The organism is Modestobacter sp. VKM Ac-2977 (assembly GCF_026968045.1).
Taxonomy (GTDB): domain Bacteria; phylum Actinomycetota; class Actinomycetes; order Mycobacteriales; family Geodermatophilaceae; genus Modestobacter.
In genome coordinates this window covers 47,528-71,554 of sequence record NZ_JAPVBQ010000001.1, presented here as the reverse complement: position 1 = coordinate 71,554, position 24,027 = coordinate 47,528, and the positions used below count along the sequence as shown (strand labels likewise).

General features: G+C 75.5%; 24 protein-coding genes, 2 tRNA genes, 1 other RNA gene and 1 pseudogene. 12 read left to right on the top strand and 16 right to left on the bottom strand.

Features of this window, described 5'->3' with window-relative positions; translation table 11 throughout:
- Positions 1-107: 107 nt before the first annotated feature.
- Together O2V63_RS00365 and O2V63_RS00360 are read right to left on the bottom strand one after the other, a co-directional pair.
- Entirely contained in the window at positions 108-2,219 is a 2,112-nt protein-coding gene (locus tag O2V63_RS00365; protein WP_269165598.1) for a TPM domain-containing protein, read from the bottom strand.
- 166 nt (positions 2,220-2,385) lie between these two features.
- Positions 2,386-3,144, bottom strand: a complete 759-nt coding sequence (locus O2V63_RS00360) for a VOC family protein (RefSeq protein WP_269165597.1) — start codon at positions 3,142-3,144, stop codon at positions 2,386-2,388.
- A gap of 157 nt (positions 3,145-3,301) precedes the next feature.
- Here O2V63_RS00360 and O2V63_RS00355 point away from each other — a divergent pair, with 157 nt between their 5' ends.
- Positions 3,302-3,655 carry a Rieske (2Fe-2S) protein gene (locus O2V63_RS00355; protein WP_269165596.1) on the top strand — a complete coding sequence of 118 codons (354 nt, stop codon included), beginning with the start codon at positions 3,302-3,304 and terminating at the stop codon, positions 3,653-3,655.
- Between the two features lie 46 nt (positions 3,656-3,701).
- On the opposite strand, the gene O2V63_RS00350 is transcribed toward O2V63_RS00355, so the two are convergent.
- The 5 genes from O2V63_RS00350 to O2V63_RS00330 form a co-directional block, all read right to left on the bottom strand.
- Positions 3,702-4,523 (bottom strand): MetQ/NlpA family ABC transporter substrate-binding protein, encoded by an 822-nt coding sequence (locus tag O2V63_RS00350; RefSeq protein ID WP_269165595.1) that lies wholly within the window; start codon positions 4,521-4,523, stop codon positions 3,702-3,704.
- A gap of 35 nt (positions 4,524-4,558) precedes the next feature.
- Positions 4,559-5,218 carry a methionine ABC transporter permease gene (locus tag O2V63_RS00345; protein ID WP_269165594.1) on the bottom strand — a complete coding sequence of 220 codons (660 nt, stop codon included), beginning with the start codon at positions 5,216-5,218 and terminating at the stop codon, positions 4,559-4,561.
- Positions 5,215-6,309 carry a methionine ABC transporter ATP-binding protein gene (locus tag O2V63_RS00340; RefSeq protein WP_269165593.1) on the bottom strand — a complete coding sequence of 365 codons (1,095 nt, stop codon included), beginning with the start codon at positions 6,307-6,309 and terminating at the stop codon, positions 5,215-5,217. The genes O2V63_RS00345 and O2V63_RS00340 overlap by 4 nt, the downstream gene beginning before the upstream one ends.
- A gap of 316 nt (positions 6,310-6,625) precedes the next feature.
- Complete coding sequence (gene recR, locus O2V63_RS00335) at positions 6,626-7,225, bottom strand: recombination mediator RecR (protein WP_269165592.1); 600 nt, start codon at positions 7,223-7,225, stop codon at positions 6,626-6,628.
- Between the two features lie 43 nt (positions 7,226-7,268).
- Positions 7,269-7,604, bottom strand: coding sequence for a YbaB/EbfC family nucleoid-associated protein (locus O2V63_RS00330; RefSeq protein WP_269161278.1), 336 nt, complete (start codon positions 7,602-7,604; stop codon positions 7,269-7,271).
- Positions 7,605-7,700: 96 nt separating this feature from the next.
- On the opposite strand from O2V63_RS00330, the gene O2V63_RS00325 reads away from it, so the two are divergent.
- The 3 genes from O2V63_RS00325 (at position 7,701) to O2V63_RS00315 (ending at position 10,681) form a co-directional block, all read left to right on the top strand.
- Positions 7,701-8,951 carry an MFS transporter gene (locus tag O2V63_RS00325; protein WP_269165591.1) on the top strand — a complete coding sequence of 417 codons (1,251 nt, stop codon included), beginning with the start codon at positions 7,701-7,703 and terminating at the stop codon, positions 8,949-8,951.
- Positions 8,952-9,014: 63 nt separating this feature from the next.
- On the top strand, positions 9,015-9,497 hold the full coding sequence (locus O2V63_RS00320; protein ID WP_269165590.1) for a cation:proton antiporter regulatory subunit: 483 nt from the start codon (positions 9,015-9,017) through the stop codon (positions 9,495-9,497).
- Positions 9,497-10,681 carry a cation:proton antiporter gene (locus O2V63_RS00315; protein WP_269165589.1) on the top strand — a complete coding sequence of 395 codons (1,185 nt, stop codon included), beginning with the start codon at positions 9,497-9,499 and terminating at the stop codon, positions 10,679-10,681. The genes O2V63_RS00320 and O2V63_RS00315 overlap by 1 nt, the downstream gene beginning before the upstream one ends.
- 15 nt (positions 10,682-10,696) lie before the next feature.
- On the opposite strand, the gene O2V63_RS00310 is transcribed toward O2V63_RS00315, so the two are convergent.
- The 3 genes from O2V63_RS00310 to ffs all read right to left on the bottom strand — a co-directional run bounded on the left by O2V63_RS00310 (position 10,697) and on the right by ffs (position 13,892).
- The gene (locus O2V63_RS00310; RefSeq protein ID WP_269165588.1) at positions 10,697-12,961 is read right to left on the bottom strand and encodes a DNA polymerase III subunit gamma and tau; all 2,265 of its coding nucleotides are present in this window, start codon (positions 12,959-12,961) and stop codon (positions 10,697-10,699) included.
- A gap of 92 nt (positions 12,962-13,053) precedes the next feature.
- Entirely contained in the window at positions 13,054-13,722 is a 669-nt protein-coding gene (locus O2V63_RS00305; RefSeq protein ID WP_269165587.1) for a YceI family protein, read from the bottom strand.
- A 74-nt stretch (positions 13,723-13,796) separates the two neighbouring features.
- An RNA gene (gene ffs, locus O2V63_RS00300) (signal recognition particle sRNA small type) lies at positions 13,797-13,892 on the bottom strand.
- A gap of 71 nt (positions 13,893-13,963) precedes the next feature.
- Here ffs and O2V63_RS00295 point away from each other — a divergent pair.
- Positions 13,964-14,809: pseudogene (locus tag O2V63_RS00295) on the top strand (DMT family transporter); the annotation flags it as partial.
- A 66-nt stretch (positions 14,810-14,875) separates the two neighbouring features.
- On the opposite strand, the gene O2V63_RS00290 reads toward O2V63_RS00295, so the two are convergent.
- Positions 14,876-14,960: transfer RNA gene (locus O2V63_RS00290), tRNA-Ser, on the bottom strand.
- Between the two features lie 139 nt (positions 14,961-15,099).
- Between O2V63_RS00290 and O2V63_RS00285 the strand changes: the two genes are divergently transcribed.
- Positions 15,100-15,447, top strand: coding sequence for a hypothetical protein (locus tag O2V63_RS00285; RefSeq protein ID WP_269165586.1), 348 nt, complete (start codon positions 15,100-15,102; stop codon positions 15,445-15,447).
- A gap of 31 nt (positions 15,448-15,478) precedes the next feature.
- Positions 15,479-17,383, top strand: coding sequence for a serine/threonine-protein kinase (locus tag O2V63_RS00280; protein ID WP_269165585.1), 1,905 nt, complete (start codon positions 15,479-15,481; stop codon positions 17,381-17,383).
- Between the two features lie 58 nt (positions 17,384-17,441).
- Here the strand turns inward: O2V63_RS00280 and O2V63_RS00275 are convergent.
- The 4 genes from O2V63_RS00275 to O2V63_RS00260 form a co-directional block, all read right to left on the bottom strand.
- Positions 17,442-17,529: transfer RNA gene (locus tag O2V63_RS00275), tRNA-Ser, on the bottom strand.
- 10 nt (positions 17,530-17,539) lie between these two features.
- Positions 17,540-17,998: a nucleoside deaminase gene (locus tag O2V63_RS00270; RefSeq protein ID WP_269165584.1), complete on the bottom strand. Its 459-nt coding sequence runs from the start codon at positions 17,996-17,998 to the stop codon at positions 17,540-17,542.
- An 82-nt stretch (positions 17,999-18,080) separates the two neighbouring features.
- Positions 18,081-18,731: an HAD-IA family hydrolase gene (locus O2V63_RS00265; protein ID WP_269165583.1), complete on the bottom strand. Its 651-nt coding sequence runs from the start codon at positions 18,729-18,731 to the stop codon at positions 18,081-18,083.
- Complete coding sequence (locus O2V63_RS00260) at positions 18,728-19,252, bottom strand: tRNA adenosine deaminase-associated protein (protein WP_269165582.1); 525 nt, start codon at positions 19,250-19,252, stop codon at positions 18,728-18,730. Before O2V63_RS00260 ends, O2V63_RS00265 begins: the two co-directional genes overlap by 4 nt.
- A gap of 12 nt (positions 19,253-19,264) precedes the next feature.
- Between O2V63_RS00260 and O2V63_RS00255 the strand changes: the two genes are divergently transcribed.
- The 3 genes from O2V63_RS00255 to O2V63_RS00245 are packed head-to-tail and all read left to right on the top strand — an operon-like array spanning position 19,265 to position 20,926.
- On the top strand, positions 19,265-19,732 hold the full coding sequence (locus O2V63_RS00255; protein ID WP_269165581.1) for a PaaI family thioesterase: 468 nt from the start codon (positions 19,265-19,267) through the stop codon (positions 19,730-19,732).
- Positions 19,729-20,649: a prephenate dehydrogenase gene (locus O2V63_RS00250; RefSeq protein ID WP_269165580.1), complete on the top strand. Its 921-nt coding sequence runs from the start codon at positions 19,729-19,731 to the stop codon at positions 20,647-20,649. Before O2V63_RS00255 ends, O2V63_RS00250 begins: the two co-directional genes overlap by 4 nt.
- 43 nt (positions 20,650-20,692) lie before the next feature.
- Positions 20,693-20,926 (top strand): DUF2630 family protein, encoded by a 234-nt coding sequence (locus tag O2V63_RS00245; RefSeq protein WP_269165579.1) that lies wholly within the window; start codon positions 20,693-20,695, stop codon positions 20,924-20,926.
- A gap of 17 nt (positions 20,927-20,943) precedes the next feature.
- On the opposite strand, the gene O2V63_RS00240 is transcribed toward O2V63_RS00245, so the two are convergent.
- The gene (locus O2V63_RS00240; RefSeq protein ID WP_269165578.1) at positions 20,944-22,149 is read right to left on the bottom strand and encodes a helix-turn-helix domain-containing protein; all 1,206 of its coding nucleotides are present in this window, start codon (positions 22,147-22,149) and stop codon (positions 20,944-20,946) included.
- A 171-nt stretch (positions 22,150-22,320) separates the two neighbouring features.
- Here O2V63_RS00240 and O2V63_RS00235 point away from each other — a divergent pair, with 171 nt between their 5' ends.
- Both O2V63_RS00235 and O2V63_RS00230 read left to right on the top strand, forming a co-directional pair.
- Positions 22,321-23,220 (top strand): ABC transporter ATP-binding protein, encoded by a 900-nt coding sequence (locus O2V63_RS00235; protein ID WP_269165577.1) that lies wholly within the window; start codon positions 22,321-22,323, stop codon positions 23,218-23,220.
- Positions 23,213-23,983, top strand: a complete 771-nt coding sequence (locus O2V63_RS00230) for an ABC transporter ATP-binding protein (protein ID WP_269165576.1) — start codon at positions 23,213-23,215, stop codon at positions 23,981-23,983. Before O2V63_RS00235 ends, O2V63_RS00230 begins: the two co-directional genes overlap by 8 nt.
- The last annotated feature ends 44 nt before the right edge of the window (positions 23,984-24,027 follow it).

Here is a 24,027-nt window from a genome sequence, read left to right as displayed (position 1 = left end):
GAGATGCATGACTAACACACCCTTCCCACGAGGTGGGACAGGTGGGTGGAGGCGTGATGGTGTTGTGACCGCGGGCGACGCCTCGGCGGACGGCGGGTGACCGGCCGTCAGAAGTCGCCGCCACCACCGAAGTCGCCGCCGAAGCTCCCCCCGCCACCGAAGTCACCACCACCGAAGCCACCGCCGCCACCGAAGTCGCCGCCGCCGTCGCCGCCGCCACCGAAGCCACCGCCGTAGCCCCCGCCGAGCCCACCGAGCAGGATGCTGCCGAGCATGCCGCCGGCCACGCCGCCGGCGACGCCACCGGCGAAGCCCCCGCCGCCGTACCCCCGTCGGGGGCCCGCGCCGTAGCCAGGGCGGCCGCCCTGGCCCCCGGCCATGTACTGCTCGACGTCCTGCTGGGCGGCGGTCAGCGCCTGCCGGGCCAGGCCGTCGGCACGCTGCGCCGACCGCAGCGCGGCGATCGGGTCGTCGGCGGCGGACCGGGAGGCCTCGTCCAGGTGCCGTTCGGCCTCGGCGAGGCGGGTGCGCGCGGGGCTGCCGACTGCGCCGCGCCGGGTGGCGATGAAGTCACCGGCGACGGTGACCGAGGAATCGGCGGCGTGCATGGCCTGCTGGAGGTGGGCCGCCGCCCGCTCCTGCTGCTGCCGGACGTCGCGCGCGGGCTCCAGGGCCGCCTCCAGCGCGAGGTCGGCCTCGTCCAGTCGCCGGACCACGGCCAGCGGGTCGGGCAGGGCGCCGTCGCGCGGCTGCAGCTCCGCGGTGCTGCCGGCCAGCGCGCTCTCGGCGCGGGCCAGCTGCTCCCGCAGCCCCGGGGTGTCGACGCCGCGCGCCAGCATCGCCTGGGCCTCGGCGATGTCCCGCTCGGTCTCGGCGCGCACCTCGTCGAAGCGCGCGCCGCTGCTGCCCAGCTCCTCGGCCAGCCGGCCCACCGCGTCCAGCAGCGTCCGGCTCTGCGCCAGCGCGTCCTCCGCCGCGCGGATCGCCGGGACCGCCCCGGCGGGCCGGCCCTGGTCGAGCTCGGTCTGCCCGGAGGCCACCGCCTGCTCGGCGAAGTCGGTCCGGGTGCGCGCCTCGGTCACGTTGTCGGCGACCGGCGCCCAGGCCGACCGGGCATACCGCTGCTGCAGGTCCTGCAGGGTCGCCTCGGCCGCCGGGACCCGCTCCCGGACCCCCTGGATCGCCGGGGTCAGCGCGGCCAGCGCCTCGGGCGCGGACTCCTGCAGGTGACGCAGCTCCGCGTACGCGTCGGCCTGCTCGGCCAGCCGTGCGTCGGCGGACGCGGTCAGCTGCAGGAGCTGGGTGAGCATCCGGCGCTGGGTCGGCTCGTCCTCCGGGATCTCGTCGTCCAGCTCCTGGCGCAGGGCGAACGCCTGGGACAGCTCGGCCTTGGACCGGTCCAGGGCCTCCTGGAAGCCGGCGACCGACTGCTCGCCGTACTGCGAGCGGGCGTAGGCGAGGTCGAGCTCGGAGGTCTTGACCGCCTCGTCGAGGTCGAGCAGCTCCTGGCTGGCCCGGAAGGTCAGCTGCTCGGTGGAGGTGCCGTGATGCGGGTCGCGGGCCGCGGCCTCCGCGGCGGCGCGCTCCTCGGCGGCCCGGGCGGTGGCGGCCTGCTGCTTCTTGCGCCGCCGGCTCTTCATCAGCGCGTACCCGCCGCCGCCGAGCACGGCGATCCCGACCAGCACGGCGAGGGCTCCCCCACCGCCGTCACCGCCGTCGCCGCCGCCGTCGGCCCCGGCCACCGTGCCGGCCTCGTCGACCTGGAGCGCCTCCGCCAGCGACACCGCTGCGGCCGCCCAGTCGCCTTCCTGCAGCTCCGGCAGCACCACTGCGGCGGCCAGTTCGTCCAGCTCCGCCTCGTTGGCGATGCCGGTGCCCGGCCCGGACTGGTACCCGTACTGCTCCTCACCGGGGGCGACGGCGAGCAGCACGTCGTTGGCGCCCAGCCCCAGGTCGAAGGCGCGGTCGACCCAGATCTCCTCGTCGATCCCATCGAAGGAGTCGACGTAGACGACGTAGAGCTGGGTGCCGTCCTCGGCCTCCAGCGCCTGCAGCGCCGACTCGACCGCGGCCTCCTCCCCGGCGTCGAGGACGTCGGCCTGGTCGACGAGCTGCTCGGTCGGCAGGAACGGCTCGACGGCGAGGGCCGGACCCGCGGTCAGGAGCACGGCGGGCACACCGACGGCCAGGGGGACGAGCAGCCGGGAGAGGAGACGCATGGGTCCATCGTCGCCGATCACGCCGCGTCGGGGGTGGCCGAGGGCCGCACCACCCCGGCCCTGGTCGCCCGTCCGCTGGTCCTCGCAGCGGGCGAGCCGCGGTCCCGGCACCTGCCCGCGTCGTCCGGGCAGGTGCCGGTCACCGTTCCCGAGCGTCGGTCGGGGCTCAGCCGGCCGGCTCCTGCATGACCGTGAACGCCGCTCCCCACGGGTCGGTGACGACGGCCACCCGGCCGTACGGGGTGTCCTCGGCCGGCATCAGCACCTTGCCGCCGCCGGTCTCGACCGCCCGGACCGCCTCGTCGGTGTCGGCGACCGAGAACGCGTTGCTCCAGCCGCGGGGCAGCCCCTCGACCACGCCCCCCAGCCCGCCCAGTGGGCGGTCACCGGTGGCGAAGGTGCTGTAGCCGCCGGCGTCCGGGATCTCCTCCCAGGTGAAGCCGAACACGGCGGTGTAGAACTCCTGCGCCGCCGCCGGGTCGTCGACGGCCGCCTCGTTCCAGGCCAGTGCGCCCGGCTCGTTGAACACCTGCACGCCGGTGGTGGCGCCGGCCTGCCAGAGCCCGAACGGGCTGCCCTGCGGGTCGGCGACGATCGCCATCCGGCCGGCCGGGCCGACGTCCATCGGTGGGGCGAGCACCGTGCCACCGGCCGCCGTCACCCGGGCGGCCGTCGCGTCGGCGTCGTCGGTGGCGAAGTACGTCGTCCAGCGGGGTGGGTCGGCTGGGTCCTGCTGCGGGCCGAGCCCGGCCGCCTCGTGCCCGTCCGTCAGACAGAACAGGTACCCGCCGGAGTCGGGACCGGTGTCGCGGTAGGTCCAGCCGAGGACGGCTGCGTAGAAGGACCGGGCGGCGTCCGGGTCGGGGGTGCCGAGGTCGATCCAGCACGGTGTGCCGGCCGGCCAGGGTGTCGTACGAGTGGGCATGGCTCCTCCTCGTGTCGGGAGGCCGACCGTCCCACCGCACACCGACAGTTCGACCGGCGCGGCGCGCCACGTCTGCCCGCCGCTGCACGGGGTAGGGGGCTGACCACCGACCGAGACCAGACCGCCCGAGACAGATCGCCCCAGACCAGGAGGCCCCGTGCCCGACCGCGTCCCCGCCGCCGACCTGCCCCCGGGCGCCGTGCGCCCCGCCGGGCAGTGGGCGGTGGCCAACACCGGCGACCGGCTGGCCGCGGTCTCCCGCCGGTGCCGGCACCAGCTCGCCGACCTCTCCGAGGGGACCGTGGACGCCGAGGGGTGCCTGGTCTGCCCGTGGCACCAGGCCCGGTACGACCTGTCCACCGGCGAGATGGTCTCCGGCCCGCGCGGGTTCCTCGGCTACCACGGGCCCACGCCGGGCTACTCCGGTCTGGTCAAGCGGATCGGCCAGGTGTTCCGGCTGCGGGTCCGCCGGGCGGTCCGGCGGGGCCCGGACGTCGTCGTCGAGCCCTGACCCTCCTCTCCCACCAAAATGGCCATTTTGGTGGGAGAGAAGTGGGTCAGAAGGCGGGGATGACCGCGCCCCCGTAGTTCTCCTCGATGAAGGTGCGCACCTCGTCGGAGTGCAGCAGGTCCTCCAGCTGGCCGATCCGCTCGTCGTCCTCGGTGCCGGCGCGCACGACGACCAGGTTGGCGTTGGGGTTGCCCTCGGCCTCCTCCAGCGCGAGGGCGTCCTCGGCCGGCGACAGGTCGGCGTCGATCGCGTAGTTGCCGTTGATCACCGCGGCGTCGACGTCGACGAGCGACCGGGGCAGCTGGGCCGCCTCGATCTCCTGGATCTCCAGGTTCTTGGGGTTGCCCTCGATGTCGAGCGCGGTGGGCGCCGCGTCACCGGTGTCGGCCAGCGTGATCAGGTCGTTGGCGGCCAGCAGCCGCAGCGCCCGACCGGCGTTGGTCGGGTCGTTGGGGATCGCCACCGTCGCACCGTCGGGCAGCGCGGCGAGGTCGGTCAGCGTGTCGGAGTAGATGCCCAGCGGCTCGATGTGCACCGGCTCCAGCGCGGTGAAGTCGTAGCCGGCGTTGGCCTCCTGCTCCTCCAGGTAGGGGATCGTCTGGAAGTAGTTGGCGTCGATCGAGCCGTCGTCCAGGGCGACGTTGGGCTGGACGTAGTCGGTGAACTCGACGATCTCCAGGTCCAGACCGGCCTCATCGGCCAGCTCGTCGTCGACGAAACGGAGGATCTCCGCGTGCGGCACCGGCGACGCCCCGACCTGCAGGGGCTCGTCCTCGGCCGACAGCTCGGCGGAGCCCCCACCGCAGGCGCTCAGCGTCAGGGCGGTGGCGACGGCGGCCGCAGCGGCCAGGGGGTTCTTCGTGCGCATGATCGGTTCTCTCCTCGGTGGAACGGGACGGACGGTCAGGAGGTGGCGAGCCGGCGGGCCCAGCGGTCGCCGGCCCACTGCAGGAGCTGGACCACCACGAGCAGCAGGACGACGGTGGCCAACGTGATGTCGGTGCGGAACTGCTGGTAGCCGTAGCGGATGGCGAAGTCGCCGAGCCCGCCGCCGCCGATCGCGCCGGCCATCGCCGAGTAGCTGATCAGCGCCACGACGGTGACGGTGACGCCGGCGACCAGCGACGGCAGCGCCTCGGGCAGCAGCACGGTGCGGACGACCTCGCGGCGCCGCGCGCCCATGGCCAGGGTCGCCTCGACCTTGCCGTGCGCCACCTCGCGCAGGCTGGTCTCGACCAGCCGGGCCAGGAACGGGACGGCGCCGATGGTCAGCGGCACGATCGTCGCCGTCGAGCCGATGGTCGTGCCGACGATGCCGCGGGTGACCGGGGCGACCAGGACCAGCAGGATGATGAAGGGCAGCGAGCGGCCGAGGTTGACGACCAGGCCGAGCACCCGGTTCAGCAGCGGGTGCGGGGCGAGCGCCCCGGGCGCGGTGATGGTGAGCAGCACGCCGAGGGGCACGCCGAGCAGCACGGTCAGCGCCGTGGCCACGCCGACCATGTAGAGCGTCTCTCCGGTCGCGTCGAGCAGCTGCGGGGCGATCCGGGACCAGTCGTTCATCGCTGCACGTCCGGGGCGTCGGCGAGCCGCTGCACGTCGGGCTCGCGATCTGGGCGGGGTGCGTCGTCGGCGTCCGGCTGGGGGCGGGGGTCACCGGCGGCGGCCCGCTCCACCAGGGCTCCGCCGGCCCGCAGCCGCGCCAGCGCCGGGTCCAGCCGGCCGTCGTCCCCCTCGACCCGCAGCAGCAGCCGGCCGAAGCGTCGGCCGGCGACGGTCTCCACCGACCCGCCGACCACCTCGACCGACAGGCCGAGCTCGGCGGTCAGGGTCTGCAGGACGGCGCCGTGCGGGGTGGCGTCGGTGACCGTGACCAGCACCAGCGCGCCTCCGCGCTCCCCCACGGCGGGCGTGGCCGGCGCCGGGACCAGCTGGGCTGCCAGTGCAGAGCCCGGCCGGGCGAGCACGTCGGCCAGTGGGCCGCCGTCGACCACCCGGCCCTCGCTCATCAGCACCGCGCTGTCGCAGACCGCCCGGACGACCGACATCTCGTGGGTGATGAGCAGCACGGTCAGCCCCAGCTCGGCGCGCACCTGCCGGAGCAGTTCGAGGACGCCGGTCGTGCTGGCCGGGTCGAGGGCCGAGGTGGCCTCGTCGCAGAGCAGCACGGAGGGGCGGGCGGCCAGGGCGCGGGCGATCGCGACCCGCTGCTTCTGCCCACCGGAGAGCTGCGCCGGCCGGGAGGCGTGCCGGTCGGCGAGGCCGACCAGGTCCAGCAGGTCCGCGACCCGGCGGCGGCGTTCGGTACGGCCGAGCCCGGCCAGCTCCAGCGGGTGCTCGACGTTGCCGGCCGCGGTGCGGGAGTCCAGCAGGTTGAAGTGCTGGAAGATCATGCCGATGCTGCGCCGGGCCTCCCGGACTCCGGCGGCGTCGAGGTCGGTGAGCACCCGGCCGTCGACGGTGACCGTGCCCGAGGTCGGCCGCTCGAGCAGGTTCACCAGCCGGGCCAGGGTGCTCTTGCCCGAGCCGCTGGGGCCCACGACGCCGGCGAACTCACCACGGGCGACGGACATGCTCACGCCGTCGAGGGCGACCACCTCGCCGGCGGTGCGGCGGGCGGGGAAGACCTTGCGGACGTCGGACAGCTCGATCACGGGAGTCCTCGCAGGTGGAGCGGACGGCGGGCACAGCTCCCCACGGCCGGAGTCCAGCTGGCTCGGCGCCGAACGGCGCGGCGCGGACCTCCGGTCAGGGGTGTCGGCTCACCGACAGAGCGTGCCGGCCAGGCGCATGAGGTCGATGGCGCGACGACGCGTCAACGAACCGGGCCCGACCACTCGTCCAGAGTGCCCGGTGACTCCTGCACCCGCCAGTTCCCAGGGGTCGCTGTGATCGAACGCTCAACCAGTACGGCCCCCTTGCAGGGGCCCGCGCCGAGCTCGCGAGGCGTGGGGGCAAGGGGGTCCTTCATCAGGCGTCGATGCGGCGGCGGCCCTCGAACGCCCGGCCCAGGGTGACCTCGTCGGCGTACTCCAGGTCGCCGCCCACCGGCAGCCCGCTGGCGAGCCGGGACACCGCCAGCCCCAGCGGGCCGACCAGCCGGGCCAGGTACGCGGCGGTCGCCTCGCCCTCCAGGTTCGGGTCGGTGGCGATGATCAGCTCGGTGACCTGGCCGTCCATCAGCCGGGTCATCAGCTCCTTGACCTTCAGGTCGTCGGGGCCGATCCCCTCGATCGGGCTGATCGCCCCGCCGAGCACGTGGTAGCGGCCCTTGAACTCCCGGGTCCGCTCGATCGCCACGACGTCCTTGGGCTCCTCGACGACGCAGATGACGTCGAGCGTGCGCCGCGGGTCACGGCAGATCCGGCACTGCTCGGTCTCGGCGACGTTGTGGCAGGTCACGCAGAAGCGGACCTCGGCCTGCACCCGCTGCAGCGCGGCGACGAGCCGGCCGACGTCGGTCGACTCGGCGGCCAGCAGGTGGAAGGCGATGCGCTGCGCGCTCTTGGGACCGACGCCGGGCAGCCGCCCGAGCTCGTCGATGAGGTCCTGGACAGCGCCCTCGTACACGGTTCTCCTTCGATGCGGGTGGCGGTGTGCGCACCCGGGTGGATCAGAGGCCGGGGAGACCCAGCCCGCCACCGAGACCGCCGGTCAGCGGGCCCATCGTGGAGGCGGTGAGCTCGCCGACGGCGCGCTGGGCGTCACGGACGGCCGCGACCACCAGGTCCTGCAGGCTCTCGACGTCGTCGGGGTCGACGGCGGCCGGGGCGATCGTGACGGCGGTGACCTCACCGCTGCCGGTCATGGTCACGGTGACCAGCTCGCCACCGGCCGAACCGGTCACCTCGGCGCGGGCCAGCTCCTCCTGCGCAGCAGCCAACTGCTGCTGCATCTGCTGTGCCTGCTTCATGATCTGCTGCATGTCGGGCTGGCCACCGGGTCGCATGGTCCGAGCGTAGGTGCTGGCACCGACAGCCCGCCGCACGCGCTCCCGCGCCGGGCCGACGTGTGGTGCGGCCGGGGTCGGTGGCAGGGTCGTCCCGTGGCCACCGACGGCGTACCGGTCCGCAGCCCCGTGGGCGGGGCACGCACCGGGCCGTGGTCGCAGCTGGCGCTCATCGCGCTGACCCAGGTGCTGGCGCTGGCGGTGTGGTTCTCCGCCTCCGCGGTGCTCCCGGTGCTGCGCCGCGACTGGGAGCTGGGCACGGCCGGTGGGGTCGGCCTCACCGTCGCCGTGCAGCTGGGCTTCGTGGTGGGCGCGCTGGCCTCGGCGACGACCGGGCTGGCCGACCGGGTGCGCCCCGAGCGGCTGCTCGCCACCGGGGCCGGGGCCGCCGCCGCGTGCACCCTCGGCGTCGCCGTCCTGGCCGACGGGCCGCTGGTCGGCATCGCGCTGCGCTTCCTCACCGGGGCGGGCCTGGCGCTGGTCTACCCGATCGGCATGAAGCTGATGGCCTCCTGGTTCGGCGCCCGCGGCCGAGGGCTGGCGCTCGGCGTGCTGATCGGTGCGCTCACCCTGGGCTCGCTGCTGCCGCAGCTGCTGGTCGGCGTCCTCGGCGACTCGTGGCGGACCGTGCTGGTCGCCGCCGCGGCCAGCGGTGCGGTCGCCGCCCTGCTGGCGCTCGGGCTGCTGCGCGCCGGGCCGCACCTGGCGGTCGGCGCCCGCCCCCGCGCCGCGCAGGCCCTCGCCGGCTTCCGGTCGGCCCGCCCGCGGCTGGTGAACCTCGCCTACCTCGGGCACATGTGGGAGCTCTACGCCCTCTGGACCTGGGCCGCGGTCTGGATGACCGCCTCGCGGGACGTGTACGACCCCACCCTGCCGACCGCCCGGATCGCCCTGTTGACCCTGACCGCGTTCGGGATCTGCGGCGCCGCGGGCTGCGTGCTGGCCGGCTGGCTCGCCGGCCGGTGGGGCCGGGCGCCGGTCGCCACCGTCGCGGTGGCCACCAGCGGCGTGTGCTGTCTGCTCTCGCCGTGGGCCTGGTCGTGGCCGACGGGGGTGTTCGCCGTCTTCGTCTGCGTCTGGGGAGCCAGCGTCATCGCCGACTCGGCGATGTTCTCCACCCTGCTCAGCGAGGTCTCCGACCGGCGCTGGGTCGGCACCGCCCTGACCGTGCAGACCGCGACGGGCTTCCTGCTCACCACCGTGACGATCAGCGCGCTGCCCTACCTGGCCGACGCGGTCTCCTGGCGGTGGACGCTGGTGCTGCTCGCCGCCGGCCCGGTGCTGTCGGTCGCCGCCCTGACCCGCTTCCGGGCACTGGACCGGACGCCGGGGGTCGCTGCCCACTGAGCACCGCGGCCCGGCACGATGGGCGGGACGGCGCAGGCACGGAGCAGGAGGAGGGGACGCCGGATGGACGTCGAGGAGACGCGGCTGCCGGGCATCGGGCTGCGCCACGACCTGGTGACCGCCCATGGCCGGCGGGTCGGGATCATCTCCCAGCGCAACGGGGCCCGGCACGTCGTCCTCTACGACGAGCGGGACCCGGACGCCACCGCGGCCACGATCGAGCTGACCGCCGAGGAGAGCGAGGTCGTCGCCGAGCTGCTGGGCGCGCCCCGGATCACCGAGCGGTTGTCCCGGCTGCGCGAGCAGGTGGAGAGCCTGGCCACCGAGGGCGTGCCGATCGAGCCCGGCTCCCCCTACGTCGCCGCCACCCTGGGCGATGCGGCCATCCGGACCCGCACCGGCGCCTCCGTGGTCGCGGTGGTCCGCGGCGAGGAGATGATCGCCTCCCCCACCCCGGACTTCCGGTTCCAGGTCGAGGACCGGCTGGTCGTGGTCGGGACGTCGGACGGTGTCGCAGCGGTCGGTGACCTGCTCAACCCCCGCTGATGGAGGTCGGGCACACCGCGGTCCTGCTGCTCGAGCTCGGCGCCGTCGTCTTCGGGCTGGGGCTGCTCGGCTCGCTGGCCGGCCGGATCGGCCTGTCCCCCATCCCGCTGTACCTGCTGGCCGGGCTGGCTTTCGGCACCGGCGGACTGCTGCCGCTGGACGCGCCGGAGGGCTTCTTCTCCACCGGCGCCGAGGTCGGCGTCGTGCTGCTGCTGCTCGTCCTCGGGCTGGAGTACACCGCCGGCGACCTGGTCGAGAACCTGCGTCGCCAGGCGCCGGTCGGTGTCGCCGACCTGCTGCTCAACGGCCTGCCCGGCGCCGCGCTGGCGTTGTTCCTGGGCTGGGGCCCGACGGCCGCGCTGGCCCTGTTCGGCGTCACCGCGATCAGCTCCTCGGGGATCATCTCGAAGCTCCTCACCGACCTCGGCCGGCTCGGCAACCGGGAGACACCGGCCGTGCTCGGCGTGCTGGTCATCGAGGACCTGGCGATGGCCGCCTACCTCCCGGTCCTCACCGGCGTCGTGGCGGCCAGCAGCACCGGTGACGCGGTGCTGTCGGTCACCGTCGCGCTGACCACCCTCGCGGTCGTGCTGGCCGTCGCGGTGCGCCACGGCCATTCCGTGACCCGGTTCGTGGGGGCGCGGTCCAACGAGATCCTGCTGCTCCGGGTGCTCGGGCTGGCGCTGCTCGTCGCCGGCGCCGCCGAGGCGGTGCACGTGTCGGCCGCGGTCGGCGCGTTCCTGCTCGGCATCGCCCTCTCCGGTGAGGTCGCCGAGCGGATCGGGGACGTGCTCTCGCCGCTGCGCGACCTGTTCGCCGCCGTCTTCTTCGTCTTCTTCGGACTCTCGACCGACCCGACCCAGCTGCCGGCCGCCCTGCTGCCCGCGGCCGCGCTCGCCGCCGTCGGCATCGTCACCAAGTTCGGCACCGGCTGGATCGCCGGGCGCCGGGCCGGGGTCGGGCCACCCGCACGGGTGCGCGCCGGTGCCGCGCTGGTGGCCCGCGGCGAGTTCTCGATCATCATCGCCGGGCTGGTGCTCGGCAGCGTCCCGGCGGCCTTCGGCTCGACGGTCGCCGCCTACGTGCTGATCCTCGCCGTGCTGGGACCGCTGACCCCACGGCTGGTCGACCCCTGGGTGCGCCGGCTCGCCCAGCGGTCCGCGCCGCCACGGTCCACGCCGTAGGAGCCGGTGCGCCGGTCAGCTGTCGATCGGCCGCGCGCCGAGCTGGGTGCGCAGCAGCTGCAGCGCGGCGGCCTCGGGGTCCAGCGCCGGTGCGTTGTCCGCGGTGCCGCCGGAGTCCGCGTCGGCGGCCCGTTCGGCCATCAGCTCGTCGGCCTCGGCGGACTCCGCGGCCTGCACGGCGGCCCGCGCGGCCTCCGGTGACACCGGTGCCCCGCCCGGACCGCCGCCCGCGATCCCGGCCGAACCCGGTCCGCCGTCGACGACGGCCTGCACCTTCCAGCGGACGCCGAGCAGCTCCTGCAGCGACTGCCGGACGACGTCCTTGTTCAGGTCGTCGCCCAGCATCTTGGCCAGCGCCGGCGAGGTGGCCGCCAGGGTGAGCACCCCGTTGGTCAGGTCGTGCACCTGGGCGCTCTTGAGCAGCGCCTCGGTGGTGCGCTTGTGCCCGCGCACCACCTTGAGCAGCTCCGGCCAGATCCGCCGGACGTCGGCCGTGGTCAGCGCGGCGTCGTCATCGGCGGGCGCCTGCGGGGTCGCCGACACCAGCGGCGTCGGCTCGCCGCCGCGTGGGGCAGGCGCCGACTCCGCGGCCGCCCCGGGCGCGGGCGTGGGCGTGGGGGCAGGAGCGGCGTCGGCGGCCGGTGGGGTGGCCCGGCGCGGTTCCGGAGCGGCGGGTCGGGACGGCTGCGGCCAGTCCTCGTCGTCGGTGGGCTCGGGCGGCAGCGGGACCTCGGACGTCGAGGACCCCTCCGACCGGGGCCGCGGGGGCTCGGCGGCCGGCGGCCGGGAGGCCGACGGCGCCGGGGCCGGTGCGCCCGGGCGGGCGGTCACCGGCCAGCCGTCGTCCCCCTCCGGAGCGGGCGGGGACACCGGGGCAGGCGTCGGGGTGGCCGGCGCCGAGCGGGCCTGCGAGGGACGCACGTAGGCCGGCCGGCCGGGCTGCGCGGCGGCGGGGGGCGCTGCCGGCTCGGCGGCCGGGGTCTGGGCCGGAGCCGCCGGAGCCGGCGTCGGAGCTGCCTGAGCCGGGGCCGTCGGGGCCGGCGCCGGAGCCGGCCGGGCGGGCTCGCGCACCGGTGCCGGCACGGCCGTCGTCTCCGGGCGGCCGGCGTGCTCGCCGGCGATCGACATCCGCCGCTCCAGCCGCTCCAGGCGCTGCAGGGTGGCCGTGGCCGAGCCGTCGACGCCGGGCAGCAGCATCCGGGCGCAGACCAGCTCCAGCAGCAGCCGGGGAGCCGTCGTCCCGCGCATCTCGGTGAGGCCCTCGTGCACGGTGTCGGCCAGCCGGGACAGCGTGGCCGCCCCCAGCGCCTGGGCCTGCCGGCTCATCACGTCGAGCCGGTCGGGCGGGCTGTCGAGCAGGCCGTTGCCGCCGGCCTCGGGCACGGCGTCCAGCACGATCAGGTCGCGCAGCCGGTCCAGCAGGTCGGTGGCGAAGCGGCGGGGGTCGTGCCCGGCCTCGACCACCCGGTCGACGGCCTGGAAGACGCCCGGCGCGTCGGAGGCGGCCAGGGCGTCGACGGCCTCGTCGAGCAGCGCCTCGTCGGTGACACCGAGCAGGCCCACGGCCGACCGGTAGGTGACCCCCTCGGGGCCGGCGCCGGCCAGCAGCTGGTCGAGGATCGACAGCGAGTCGCGCACCGAGCCGCCGCCGGCCCGGACGACCAGCGGGAACACCGTCGGCTCCACGGTGACGCCCTCGGCCTCGCACGTCCTCTCCAGCAGGCCGCGCAGCGTGCTGGGCGGCACCAACCGGAACGGGTAGTGGTGGGTGCGCGAGCGGATGGTCGGGAGGACCTTCTCCGGCTCGGTGGTGGCGAAGACGAAGACCAGGAACTCCGGCGGCTCCTCGACCACCTTGAGCAGGGCGTTGAAGCCCTGCGAGCTCACCATGTGCGCCTCGTCGACGATGTAGACCTTGTAGCGGCTGTGGACCGGGGCGAAGAACGCCTTCTCGCGCAGGTCACGGGCGTCGTCGACACCACCGTGGCTGGCCGCGTCGATCTCCATGACGTCGATCGAGCCGGGGCCGTCGGGGGCCAGCGCGATGCACGAGCCGCACACGCCGCAGGGGGTCGAGGTGGGCCCCTGCTCGCAGTTGAGCGAGCGCGCAAGGATCCGCGCCGACGACGTCTTCCCGCAGCCCCGCGGCCCGCTGAACAGGTAGGCGTGGTTGATCCGCCCGCCGTCCACGGCGTTCATCAGGGGTGCGGTGACGTGCTCCTGCCCGACCACCTCGGCGAAGGTCGCCGGACGGTACTTGCGGTAGAGCGCCAGAGCCACGCCGCGAGGCTACCCAAAGGACCTCGTCCCCCTCACCGCTCGCAAGCTCGCGGCGAGCCTCTGGACGAGGCCGAAGAGCTGACGCGGCCCGGTCAGAGGGTGAGGTGCAGGAGGAACTCGACGGAACCGGAGTCCTCCACCCGGACGAAGCCCAGGTTCGGTGGGTCGATCCCGTGGTCGTCGAAGGTCACCGGCACGGAGCCGGAGACGTCGATGCCCTCGGCGGTGCGGACCACGGAGATCTCGGTCTGCACCTGCTGGGTCACGCCGGCCAGGGTCAGCTCGCCGGTGACCGGCACGGTGACCGGGGTGCCGGTGACCTCCGGGAGGTCGGCCACCTCGGTGACGGAGAACGTCGCGGTGGGGTGCGCGTCGACGTCCATCACGTTGTCCCGGAAGTAGGAGTCGCGGCGGCCGCTGTCGGTGGTGATCGAGGCGACGTCCACGGTCACGTCGGCGTCGGCGAGGTCCCCGTCGGAGACGACGACGGTGCCGGTGACCTGGTCGGTCACGCCGGCCACGGTGACGTCGGCGCCGTTGAGCACCTCGTCCACGCGGTAGCCCGCGGTGGAGCTCGGGGCGATGGTCCAGGTGCCGTCGGTGTCCGGCGTGAGGGCGACCTCCTCCGGCTGCGCCTGGACCGTCGGCGCCGGGGGTGCGTCCTCCTCGAGGGCGGCGTAGACCAGCGGCCCACCGATCGCGCCTGCGGCGACGACCGCCACGGCCCCGCCGGTGATCCACCAGGTGCGACGACTGGGCACGGCCACTCCCCCGCTCGAAGGTGGGTGCATTGCAGCGCACGAACCTGGGAGGAGCCTGGGAACCGTCGGGAAAGAGAAAGGACCCCCCGCACACCCGCCAGAGCCCGCTTATCCTTGCTGCCTTCCGGCCCTGGGGAGGTTCACAGGGTGACGCCGCACGAGGGGTCGACGCCCACTGTAGAGGACGCGACCGCGACGGACGCCGCACCCGCCGCCGGCACCCCCCGTACGCTCCCGCCGCATGACCGGGCGCACCCCTCAGCCCGGCCCGGCCTCCCCGTCCGCCCGGGGCTTCGTGCTCGTCGTCCTCGCCGCGCTGTGCTGGGGGACCGCGGGCATCAGCGGTGACCTGGTCGCCGACCGCACCGACCTCGACCCGCTGGACGTCGCCTGGCACCGGATGGCCGTCGGCGCCGTCGCCCTGCTCGCCGTCCACCTGCTCGGACGGCGCCGCGCGGCGCGGTCCGCCGTCCAGCCCGTGGCCTGGTCGCGGTCGCTGCGCTGGCGGCTGGCCGGCGTCGGCGCAGGGCTGGCGGCCTACCAGGCCGCCTACTTCGCCGCCGTGGCCACGGCGGGGGTGAGCATCGCGACGCTGGTCGCGCTGGGCCTGGCGCCGCTGCTGGTCGCCGTGGGCGCCGCCGCGCTCGGGCACGGCCGCCCCGACCGGGCGACGGGGGGCGCCCTGGTCGTCGCGCTGGCCGGGCTGGTGCTGCTCGTGGGGGTCTCCGCGGGCGGCGACGGCGGGGACTCGGTCGTGCTGGGCGCGCTGGCCGCGGTCGGCTGCGCGATCGCCTACGCCGCCGTCGTGCTGCTGTCGGCCGGTGCCCCGGCCGGGGTGCCGACGACGACGGTGGGCTTCACGGTGGGCGCCGTGCTGCTGACGCCGGTGGCGCTGGCCGAGGGGCTCGACCTCACCGCCGACCCGCTGGGGCTGGCGCTGCTGGTCTACCTCGGGCTGGTGCCGACCGCGCTGGCGTACGGGCTGTTCTTCACCGGGGTACGGGCCGTGCCGGCCGCGGTCGCCTCGATCGTGACGCTGCTGGAGCCGCTGACCGCGACCGCGCTGGCGGCCGTGGTGCTCGGGGAGCGGCTCGCCCCGACCGCACTGGTCGGGGGCGTGCTCATGCTCGGCGCCGTGACGGCGCTCTACGTGCGGAGGATGGGAGATTCGAACTCCCGAGGGCTTGCACCCAACCCGCTTTCCAAGCGAGCGCCATAGGCCACTAGGCGAATCCTCCAGTGCGCGGGCCACTGTACCGGTCGGGTCCACGGCGGTCAGCCGCTCCCCTCCACCCGAGCGGCCAGCGGGGCCGGAGAGTGGTTGAGTGATCTACGGGACGGCGACCGCCGCACGGACCGGACACCGGGAGGACCGACATGAGCAGCGCTGAACAGGTACGCCCCGACGTGGTCGCGGCGATCGTCACCGCACTGGAGGAGACCGACCCCAGCAACCTCCCGCCCGACGCCACCCGCGCCGAGAAGGACGCCGCCAAGGACCAGTACCTCTCCGGCCTGGTCGCCGGGCGGGCGCAGCGCGAGCGGCAGACCCGGGCGTGGGAGCTGCTGCTGACCCGCAGCCACGACGAGCCGCCGAGCTGGCGGCAGCTGTTCGACGAGCTGCCGCAGAGCTCGGTCGACCAGCTGGCCGACCTCTACGACGCGCTGCCCGAGGGTGCCCAGACCGAGTACGCGCGCCGGTACGGGGCCCCGGTCTCCGCCTGACGCGGGTGGGCCGGGTGCGAGCAGGGCTGGGGTGACGGCGCCGGGCGCCCGGGTGGCCGGGCGCTACCTACTGCGCTCCCGGCTCGGCGGCGGGGCGATGGGGGCGGTCTGGCTGGCTCGGGACGAGCTGCTGGGCCGTGACGTCGCGGTCAAGCAGGTGCTGATCCCGCTCGGCAGCGACCCTGAGACGACGGCCGGGCACCGCGAGGCGGCGATGCGCGAGGGCCGGATCGCCGCCCGGCTGACCCATCCACACGCCGTCGCCGTCTACGACATGGTCGACGACGGCGGGACGCCGTGGCTGATCATGGAGTACCTGCCCTCCCAGAGCCTGGCGAGCGTGCTGGCCCAGCGGGGCACGCTGCCGGTGCAGCAGGTGGCCCAGATCGGCGCCCAGGTCGCCGATGCGCTGGTGGCCACGCACGCCGTCGGCGTGGTCCACCGGGACGTGAAGCCGGGCAACATCCTGATCGGCGAGGGGCCGCGCAGCGCCGGCCTGGTGAAGATCACCGACTTCGGCATCTCCCGGGCCCGTGGCGACGTCTCCCTCACCCAGACCGGCGTGGTCAAGGGGACGCCGGCCTACCTGGCCCCCGAGGTCGCCCGCGGGCAGGAGCCCGGGGAGGCCAGTGACGTCTTCTCCCTGGGTGCGACGCTGCACGCCTGCCTGGAGGGGACCCCGCCGTTCGGCATGACGGAGAACCCGCTGGAGATGCTCCATCGGGTCGCCGGCGGGAACGTGAACCGCCCGCGGAACGCCGGGGCGCTCACCCGGCCGCTCCGGCGCATGCTGGACAACGACCCGGCGAAGCGGCCGACGATGTCGCAGGTACGTGACCAGCTGGCGAAGCTGGCCGCCGGCCGGGACGGCGACGTCACCGAGGTGCTCACCGCGCGCACGCCGCTGCTGCCGACGCTCGCCGACCTGCGCCCGGTGTCCGACGCGGAGCCGACCGGCCCGACGGACGGGCCGGCCGCCACCGTCTCCCCCACCACCGGGTCCACCGGGTCCACCGGGTCCACCGGGTCCACCGAGTCCACCGGCCCCGACTCCCCCATGACCGGGTCCGCCGACGCCGACTCCGCATCCGCCGCGTCCGCCGCAGGGGCGGCCGCCGCCCGGTCGGCGGTCCCGGCCGCCCCGGCGCCGTCCCCGGAGACCGGCGGTCAGCCCGAGGCCACCGCCGGCCCGGGGACCGGCAGTGCCACACCGGTGGCCGGTGCGGTGCCTGCGGCCGACCGGCCCACCTCGTCCGTCCCCGCGCCGCGCCGCGGTCGCCGCCGGTCCCGCCTGCTCGCCGCCGTCGCAGTGGTGCTCCTCGCCCTGTCCGGCACGCTCGGCGCGGTCTGGCTCAACGCCCGGCAGGACGACGGCGGGGCGCCGTCGGCAGCGGCCAGCACCCCACCGCCGGCACGGTCGTCCTCCGAGCCCGCACCGTCGTCCTCCGAGCCCGCGCCGGCGACCGAGGAGGAGCCGGCGACCCCGTCGGAGACGCCGACGGTCGAGACCCCGACCGCCGCGGCCACCCCGACCCCGACGGCGACCTCGAGCCCCACGCCCACGACAGCACCGCCGCCCGCAGCCCCGAGCTCGACCCCGCCGCCCGCAGGCCCGGCCCCGGGCTCCGCCGCCGAGGTGACCCAGGCGATCACCAGCTACTACGCACTGCTGCCCGGCGACCCCGAGTCGGCCTGGGAGCGCACCGGGCCCCGGCTGCGGGCGGAGATCGGCAGCAGGTCGGCCTACCTCGCCTTCTGGAACCGCTTCCGGGACGTCCGTCGCGGGCCGGTGTCGGCGCAGGACGGGTCGCTCGTCGCCTCGATGCCGGTGACCTTCACCGAGCGCAACGGCACCGTCCGACCCGAGCAGCACCAGATCACCCTGGTCCGGGGCGACGACGGCCAGCTGCTCATCGACTACGACGTCGCGGTCTGAGGGGAGTCCCCCGGAACGCGAGAACGACAGCGCCCCGGTGGGCACTGCCGTTCTCGACTGGCGGTGGCGGTGGGATTTGAACCCACGGAGGCTTGCACCTCACACGCTTTCGAGGCGTGCTCCTTCGGCCGCTCGGACACGCCACCGCCGGAGAGACTACAGGCCCCGCTTCGCGCGGAAGAACGCACGTAGCAACGCGCCGGACTCCTCGGCGCGGACCCCGCCGGTCACCTCGGGCCGGTGGTTGAGCCGCCGGTCCCGGACGACGTCCCACAACGAACCCGCGGCCCCCGCCTTCGGGTCGTCGGCGCCGTAGACCACCCGCGCGACCCGGGCCAGCACGCTCGCCCCGGCGCACATCGTGCAGGGCTCCAGCGTGACCACCAGGCTCGCCCCGGTCAGCCGCCAGCCGTCTCCGTGCACCGCCGCGGCGGCGCGCAGGGCCAGCACCTCGGCGTGCGCGGTCGGGTCGCCCTGCTTCTCCCGCTCGTTGGCCGCCTCGGCCAGCACCGTCCCGTCCGGCCCGAGGACGACGGCGCCGATCGGCGTGTCGCCCCACTCCTGCGCGGCGGCCGCGAGCTCCAGCGCCCGCAGCATCGCCTCGTCGTCGGTCACCGCCGGCCCGCCCGCAGACGTGCCTCGCCGCCGCTCGAGCTCTGGCGCACCGGTGCGACCAGAGCACGACTGCGCCGAGAGGTCATGTCAGGTCCAGGCCGGTGAGCGCCGACAGCTCGGCGAGCGCGGCGGCGGGGTCGACGACCTTGACCGTGTGCATCCCCAGCGCGCGGGCCGGCTTCAGGTTGATGCCCAGGTCGTCCAGGTAGGCGCAGTCCGACGGCGCGATCTCCCGGCCGACCGCCTGCGACAGGCGCTGCACCGCGAGCGGGTAGATCGCCGGCTCGGGCTTGCGCACGCCCTCGACCGAGGACTCGACAACGACGTCGAACAGCTCCAGCAGCTCGCCCAGCCGGCCGGTGCGCTGCATCGGGGCCACGTTGTTCGACAGCAGCGCCAGCGGCAGCCCCGCCGTCCGCAGCCGCTGCACCGCCGCCACCATCGCCGGGCGCAGCTCCCCCGCCAGCGCGGCGAGCACCCGCGCGGCGTCCAGCGGGTGCCCGGCGGCGGCGGCCTCGGCCTCGAAGGCGCGCCGGAACCCCGGCTCGTCGAGTTCCCGGCGCTCGTAGCGGGCCCACGCGTTGGTGTCCGGGTCCGTGCTGTTCAGCCCGACGATGAACCCGGCGGGCAGCGCCGCCTCCTCCTCGTAGGCGGCGAAGGCGGTCAGCGGGCTCTCGGTGAGCACGCCGCCCAGGTCGAAGACGACGGCGTTGACGTGGCCGGGGACGCTCACGGGGTCGCCACCGCCGTCAGCTCGTCGGCGAAGCCCAGCCGTTCGGCGATGGCCAGCACCATCTCGTCGGCCCACAGCTCGTCGGAGTCCAGCAGCCGGGCCAGCTCCTCGGCCGGCAGCCCGGCGTCGGCGAAGACGTCGAGGTCACCGCCGGGCCAGCCCTGACCGTCCTCGTCGAAGGCGTCGTCGATCGTGGCGCCGGTCTCGACCGGGATGCCGTAGCGCTCCACCGCCTCGGCCGCGAGCAGGTGCTCCTGGAACGTGGCGTCGGAGACCAGCGCCCGGACCATGCCGCCCGGTCCGTGTCGCAGCACGACGAAGTAGAGGCGGCTGTCGACGACGACCACGAACGGGCCCGGCCAGCCGGCGGTGCCCGGCTCGCCGAGCGCGCGTTCCAGGGCCGGGAGCTCGTCGTCGGCGCCGGCGGCGAGCAGCTCGCACTGCCAGCGACCGGCGGCCGAGCTGACCCGGACGGCGAAGCTCTGCCGCAGCGTGGTGCCGGAGTCGGAGGAGAGGGCCATAGCCTGTAGATCATGGCCGACGCCCTCCCCGACGACAGCGCGCCGGTCGACGTCCCCGCCGTCGCCCCGGCGCTGTTCGCCGCCCTCGCCGCCGATCCGCTCGCCGCTCACCTGGGCATCGAGCTGGAGGAGGTCCGGCCCGGCTATGCCCGCGCGTCGATGACCGTCGGCCCGACCCTGCTCAACGCGGTCGGCACGGCGCACGGCGGCGCCACGATGGCGCTGCTGGACGTGGTGCACGCCGCGGTGAGCAACAGCCACGGCACGGTCGCCGTCGCCCAGGACGTGCACACCGAGTTCCTCTCCGCCGGCCGGCCCGGCGACCACCTGGTCGCGGAGGGCGTCGAGCTGCACCGCACCGGCCGCACCGCCGTCTACCGGATCGAGGCGGCCACCGCGGACGGCCGGCCGGTCGCCACCGCCCTGGCCCGGGTCTTCCGGCTGGGCACCCCTTGGGAGACCGGCGAGGCGGCGCCGTGACCGGCTCCTTCCCCGTCCCGACGATGCCGGCACCGCCGGTGTCCGTGGTCGGCCTCGGACAGCTGGGCGGGTCGCTGGCGGCCGCGCTGGCCGCGGCCGGGCGGCCTGTCTCCGGCTGGGACGTCGACCCGGCCGCCCGCGACGCAGCGGAGGACGCCGGCGTGGCGATCCGCCGGGAGCTGACCGGGGTGGTCGTGCTCGCCGTCCCGCTCCCCGCGATGGCCACGGCGCTGGACGGGCTGCGGATCGACCCCGGGGCCACGGTCACCGACCTGGGCTCGGTGAAGGCGCCGGTGCTCGCCGAACTGGGGGCCGCCCACGGGGACCGGTACGTCGGCGGGCACCCGATGTGCGGCACCGAACGCTCCGGGCACACCGCCGTCGACCCCACCCTGTTCGCCGGTGCCCGCTGGGCGCTGTGCCTGGAGGCCGACACCGACCTGCGGCGCTGGCTGCGGGTGGCCGAGATCGCGCTGGCCGTCGGCGCCGAGGTGGTGCCGGTGACCGCCGTCGAGCACGACGACGCGGTGGCGACGATCAGCGCCGTCCCGCACCTGCTGGCCGCCGCGGTGGCGGCCGCCGCCGAGCAAGCCGGCCCGCTCGCGCTCTCCCTCGCCGCCGGCAGCTTCCGGGACGCCACCCGGGTGATCGGCAGCGACCCGGCGTTCGTGACCGCGCTGGTCACCGGCAACGCCGGCCCGGCGGCTGCGGCGCTGGACCGGGTCCGCGCCCAGCTGGACCGCCCCTGGCCGGAGCTGGTCGCCGACGGGCACGCGGTGCGGGTGGCCGACGCCGGACGGCGGACGGTCCGGGTGCCGCTGGACCGGGCGGCCCTGCTCGCGCTGGGCCGGGCCGGGGGCGCGGTCACCCGGCGGCTGGCTGCGTTCGTCGAGGGCTGGGTGCCGGATCGGCCGTGACCGGCAGGCGTGGGAGGCGCCCGGACCGGGCAAGGTGACCGCCATGGACGACAAGGAGATCCGCAGCAAGATCGACGCGCTGGTCGAGGAGGAGCACGCGCTCCGCGACCCCAGCGAGCACACCGACGAGCAGCGCGCCCGGCTCCGGCAGATCGAGGAGGAGCGCGACCAGCTGTGGGACCTGGTCCGCCAGCGGGACGCCAAGCGGCAGTACGGCGAGGACCCCGACGAGGCCCAGCCGCGCCCGGAGCCGCAGGTCGAGAACTACCTCCAGTAACCGCCTCCCCCGGTCCGTCAGCGGTGGTGGTCGGCCCCCAGCAGGGCGAGCTGCCAGAGCAGCCGGGACCGGGGGTCGGCCACCGACCGGCCGGTGACCTGCTCGATCCGGCGCAGCCGGTGCATCACCGTGTTGCGGTGGCAGTAGAGCTGGTCGGCGGCCCGGGTCGGTGACCCGTCCGCGGCCAGCACGGCGGTCAGCGTGTCCAGCAGCACGTCGCGCTCGTCGGCGGGCAGGTCGAGCAGCCGGCCCAGCGACTGCTCCACGAGCCGGCGGGTGATCTCCGGGGAGCTGCTCAGCAGCGCCTCGGGCAACCGGTCGTCGATCGTGACCACCCGGGGCTGGCCGGGGGGCAGGGTGCGGGCCGCGGTGTCGGCCAGCCGCCAGGCGGAGGCGACCGCCGCGGCGCCGTCCACCACGGCCGAGACGCCCACCGGGCCCCCGGCCAGCTCGGCCAGCCAGGTGAGCACGTCGCCGACCTGACGGGTGCCCAGCGCCACCACCCCGACCTGGGCACCGGAGCGCCAGCCCCACACCGAGCGCACGCCCCGCTTCAGCAGCCGGGCGCCGGGATCGTCGAGGTTCGGCCCCCCGGACTCGTCCGGGGGCGCGACGGCACAGACCAACCGCCCGTCCAGCGGCAGCGCCAGCAGCTCCGACGCCGTCCGGACGAACACCGGGTCGCCCCCGCGGCCACCCAGCAGCCCGTCCAGCACCTGCTGGCGCGCCTGGTCGTCGATGCCGGCCAGCCGCCGTTCCTCGGTCCGGTAGGCCTCGGCCAGGGCCGCGCACTGCACGTCGTTGACGTGCCACACCGAACCCGCCACCTCGAGCAGGACGTCGCTGTCGCCGGGCGCCTCGGCGGCCCGGGCCGTCGCACGCAGCGCCTCCCAGGTGACCTGCCCGCCCAGCCGGTAGGCGCGCAGCACGGTCTCCAGCGGCACCCCCTGGATCGCCCGGCGGCTCCCGACCTCCCGGGCCGCGGCGAGCGCCGCGCGGCCACCGTCGTCGGAGTCGCCCATCAGGGTGCGCACCGCCCGCTCGAGGTTGGCCCGGCTGGACTCGAACAACTCGGCCCGGACGACGGGACCCTGCTCGGTGTAGGCCCCCTCGGTGCGCTCCAGGATGCTGATCATCCGGGAGGTCATCTCGTCGAGCTGGCTCAGCAGCGGCGGAGCGAGCTGGGCCAGGCGCGCGGAGACCTCGGGTCGGAACGGTTGCACCTCGCCCCCCCTCTGTGACACACGGCACACTGCACAAGCAAGCACAGCGATCGCTGTGCTCCGCGCCCATTGTGACGGCTCTCACCGCACCGCACGCTCGGGGAGTCGGATCATCCGGCACTCGTCCGCCGCGCCATGCCCGGCGGACGGGGTACCCGAGGCAAAGGAGCCGTGGGCCCGTTGGCGCAGCCGACCCCGACTGCAGGCAGCACTGCGATCGACCGCACCGCTGCCCCGGACACCGACCGCGCCCCCTCTGCCAGCCTGGAGATGACCGGGATCACCGTCGCCTTCGGCGGCGTGATCGCGCTCTCCGAGGTCTCGCTGGTGGTCGAGCCCGGCCAGGTGCACGGGCTGATCGGCCCGAACGGCGCAGGCAAGACGACGCTGTTCAACGTCGCCTGCGGGATCGTGCGCCCCACGGCCGGTGAGATGACCTGGCGCGGCCAGCCGCTCCGCCGGCTCAAGCCGCACCAGCTGGCCGGCCTGGGCATCTCCCGCACCCTGCAGGGCGTGGGCCTCTTCCCCGGCATGACCGTGCTGGAGAACGTCATGATCGGCGCCCACCGGCACGCCCGGGCCGGCTTCGGTTCCGCACTGTTCGCCCTGCCGCGCTCCGACCGCGACGAGCGGGAGCTGCGCGCCCGGGCCCTGGCCGCGCTGAGCGACCTGGGCGCCCAGCAGCACGCCGGCCGTTACCCCGGCGGCCTCCCCTACCCGGTGCAGAAGCGGGTCGCACTGGCCCGGGCACTGGTCTCCGCCCCCGACCTGCTGCTGCTCGACGAGCCCGCCAGCGGTCTCGCCGAGGACGAGATGCACGAGCTCGGCGAGCTCATCCGCACCCTGTCCGGCCGGATGAGCGTGCTGCTGGTCGAGCACCACATGGACCTGGTCATGCGGGTCTGCGACCGGATCACCGTCCTGGACTCCGGGCGGCAGATCGCCGCCGGCACCCCGGCCGAGGTACAGGCCGACCCCGCCGTCACCGAGGCCTACCTCGGCGACGAGGTCACCGCCGAGGAGGACGCGGCCGGCACGACCCGCACCGACGGAGGGCGCCACCATGGCTGACACCCGCGCACACGGAAGCACGGCGGTCGCGACCGACGGGGGCACCGCCGCCGGCCCGGCGCTGCTGGAGGTCGAGGACCTCACCTCCTCCTACGGGGCGGTCCGGGCACTGGACGGGGTCTCGCTGCGCGCGGACACCGGCCGGATCACCGCCGTCCTGGGTGCCAACGGCGCCGGCAAGACCACCCTGCTGCGCACCGTCAGCGGGCTGGTCCGGAGCTCCTCGGGCCGGGTCGTCCTGGACGGGGAGGACATCACCTCCGCCTCCGTCGAGTCGATGGTCGGCCGGGGCATGGCCCACGTGCCAGAGGGGCGCGGCGTCATCGCCGAGCTCACCGTGCACGAGAACCTCCGGGTCGGGGCGCTGTTCCGCGGCAAGGTCGAGAAGAGCGAGTACGACCGCATCTACGACCTGTTCCCCCGGATCGCCGAGCGCCGCGACCAGCCGGCGCACGTCCTCTCCGGCGGCGAGCGGCAGATGCTCGTGATCGGGCGGGCGCTGCTGGCCCAGCCGCGGATCCTGCTGCTGGACGAGCCGTCGCTGGGCCTGGCACCCCGCATCGTGGCGCAGATCTTCGGCCTGCTCCGCCGACTGGTCGACGACGAGGGGCTGTCGGTCCTGCTGGTCGAGCAGAACGCGCGGAGCGCCCTGTCGGTGGCCGACGTGGGCGTCGTCCTCAACCTCGGCCGGGTGGTCGTCACCGACTCCGCCCGCACGTTGATGGCCGACGAGGACCTCCGGCACGCCTACCTGGGCTTCTGACCCACTCCCCGAGTCCCCTCCGCACCGCCAGGAAGGCACCTCCT

What these genes read in the sequence shown, in the direction of transcription:
- O2V63_RS00350 (WP_269165595.1), bottom strand. Translation starts at nt 4,523, where the DNA reads ATGCGCACGAAGAACCCCCTGGCCGCTGCGGCCGCCGTCGCCACCGCC.
- O2V63_RS00360 (WP_269165597.1), bottom strand. Translation starts at nt 3,144, where the DNA reads ATGCCCACTCGTACGACACCCTGGCCGGCCGGCACACCGTGCTGGATC.
- O2V63_RS00245 (WP_269165579.1), top strand. Translation starts at nt 20,693, where the DNA reads ATGGACGACAAGGAGATCCGCAGCAAGATCGACGCGCTGGTCGAGGAG.
- O2V63_RS00330 (WP_269161278.1), bottom strand. Translation starts at nt 7,604, where the DNA reads ATGCGACCCGGTGGCCAGCCCGACATGCAGCAGATCATGAAGCAGGCA.
- O2V63_RS00285 (WP_269165586.1), top strand. Translation starts at nt 15,100, where the DNA reads ATGAGCAGCGCTGAACAGGTACGCCCCGACGTGGTCGCGGCGATCGTC.
- O2V63_RS00315 (WP_269165589.1), top strand. Translation starts at nt 9,497, where the DNA reads ATGGAGGTCGGGCACACCGCGGTCCTGCTGCTCGAGCTCGGCGCCGTC.
- O2V63_RS00260 (WP_269165582.1), bottom strand. Translation starts at nt 19,252, where the DNA reads ATGGCCCTCTCCTCCGACTCCGGCACCACGCTGCGGCAGAGCTTCGCC.
- O2V63_RS00345 (WP_269165594.1), bottom strand. Translation starts at nt 5,218, where the DNA reads ATGAACGACTGGTCCCGGATCGCCCCGCAGCTGCTCGACGCGACCGGA.
- O2V63_RS00230 (WP_269165576.1), top strand. Translation starts at nt 23,213, where the DNA reads ATGGCTGACACCCGCGCACACGGAAGCACGGCGGTCGCGACCGACGGG.
- O2V63_RS00320 (WP_269165590.1), top strand. Translation starts at nt 9,015, where the DNA reads ATGGACGTCGAGGAGACGCGGCTGCCGGGCATCGGGCTGCGCCACGAC.
- O2V63_RS00365 (WP_269165598.1), bottom strand. Translation starts at nt 2,219, where the DNA reads ATGCGTCTCCTCTCCCGGCTGCTCGTCCCCCTGGCCGTCGGTGTGCCC.
- O2V63_RS00255 (WP_269165581.1), top strand. Translation starts at nt 19,265, where the DNA reads ATGGCCGACGCCCTCCCCGACGACAGCGCGCCGGTCGACGTCCCCGCC.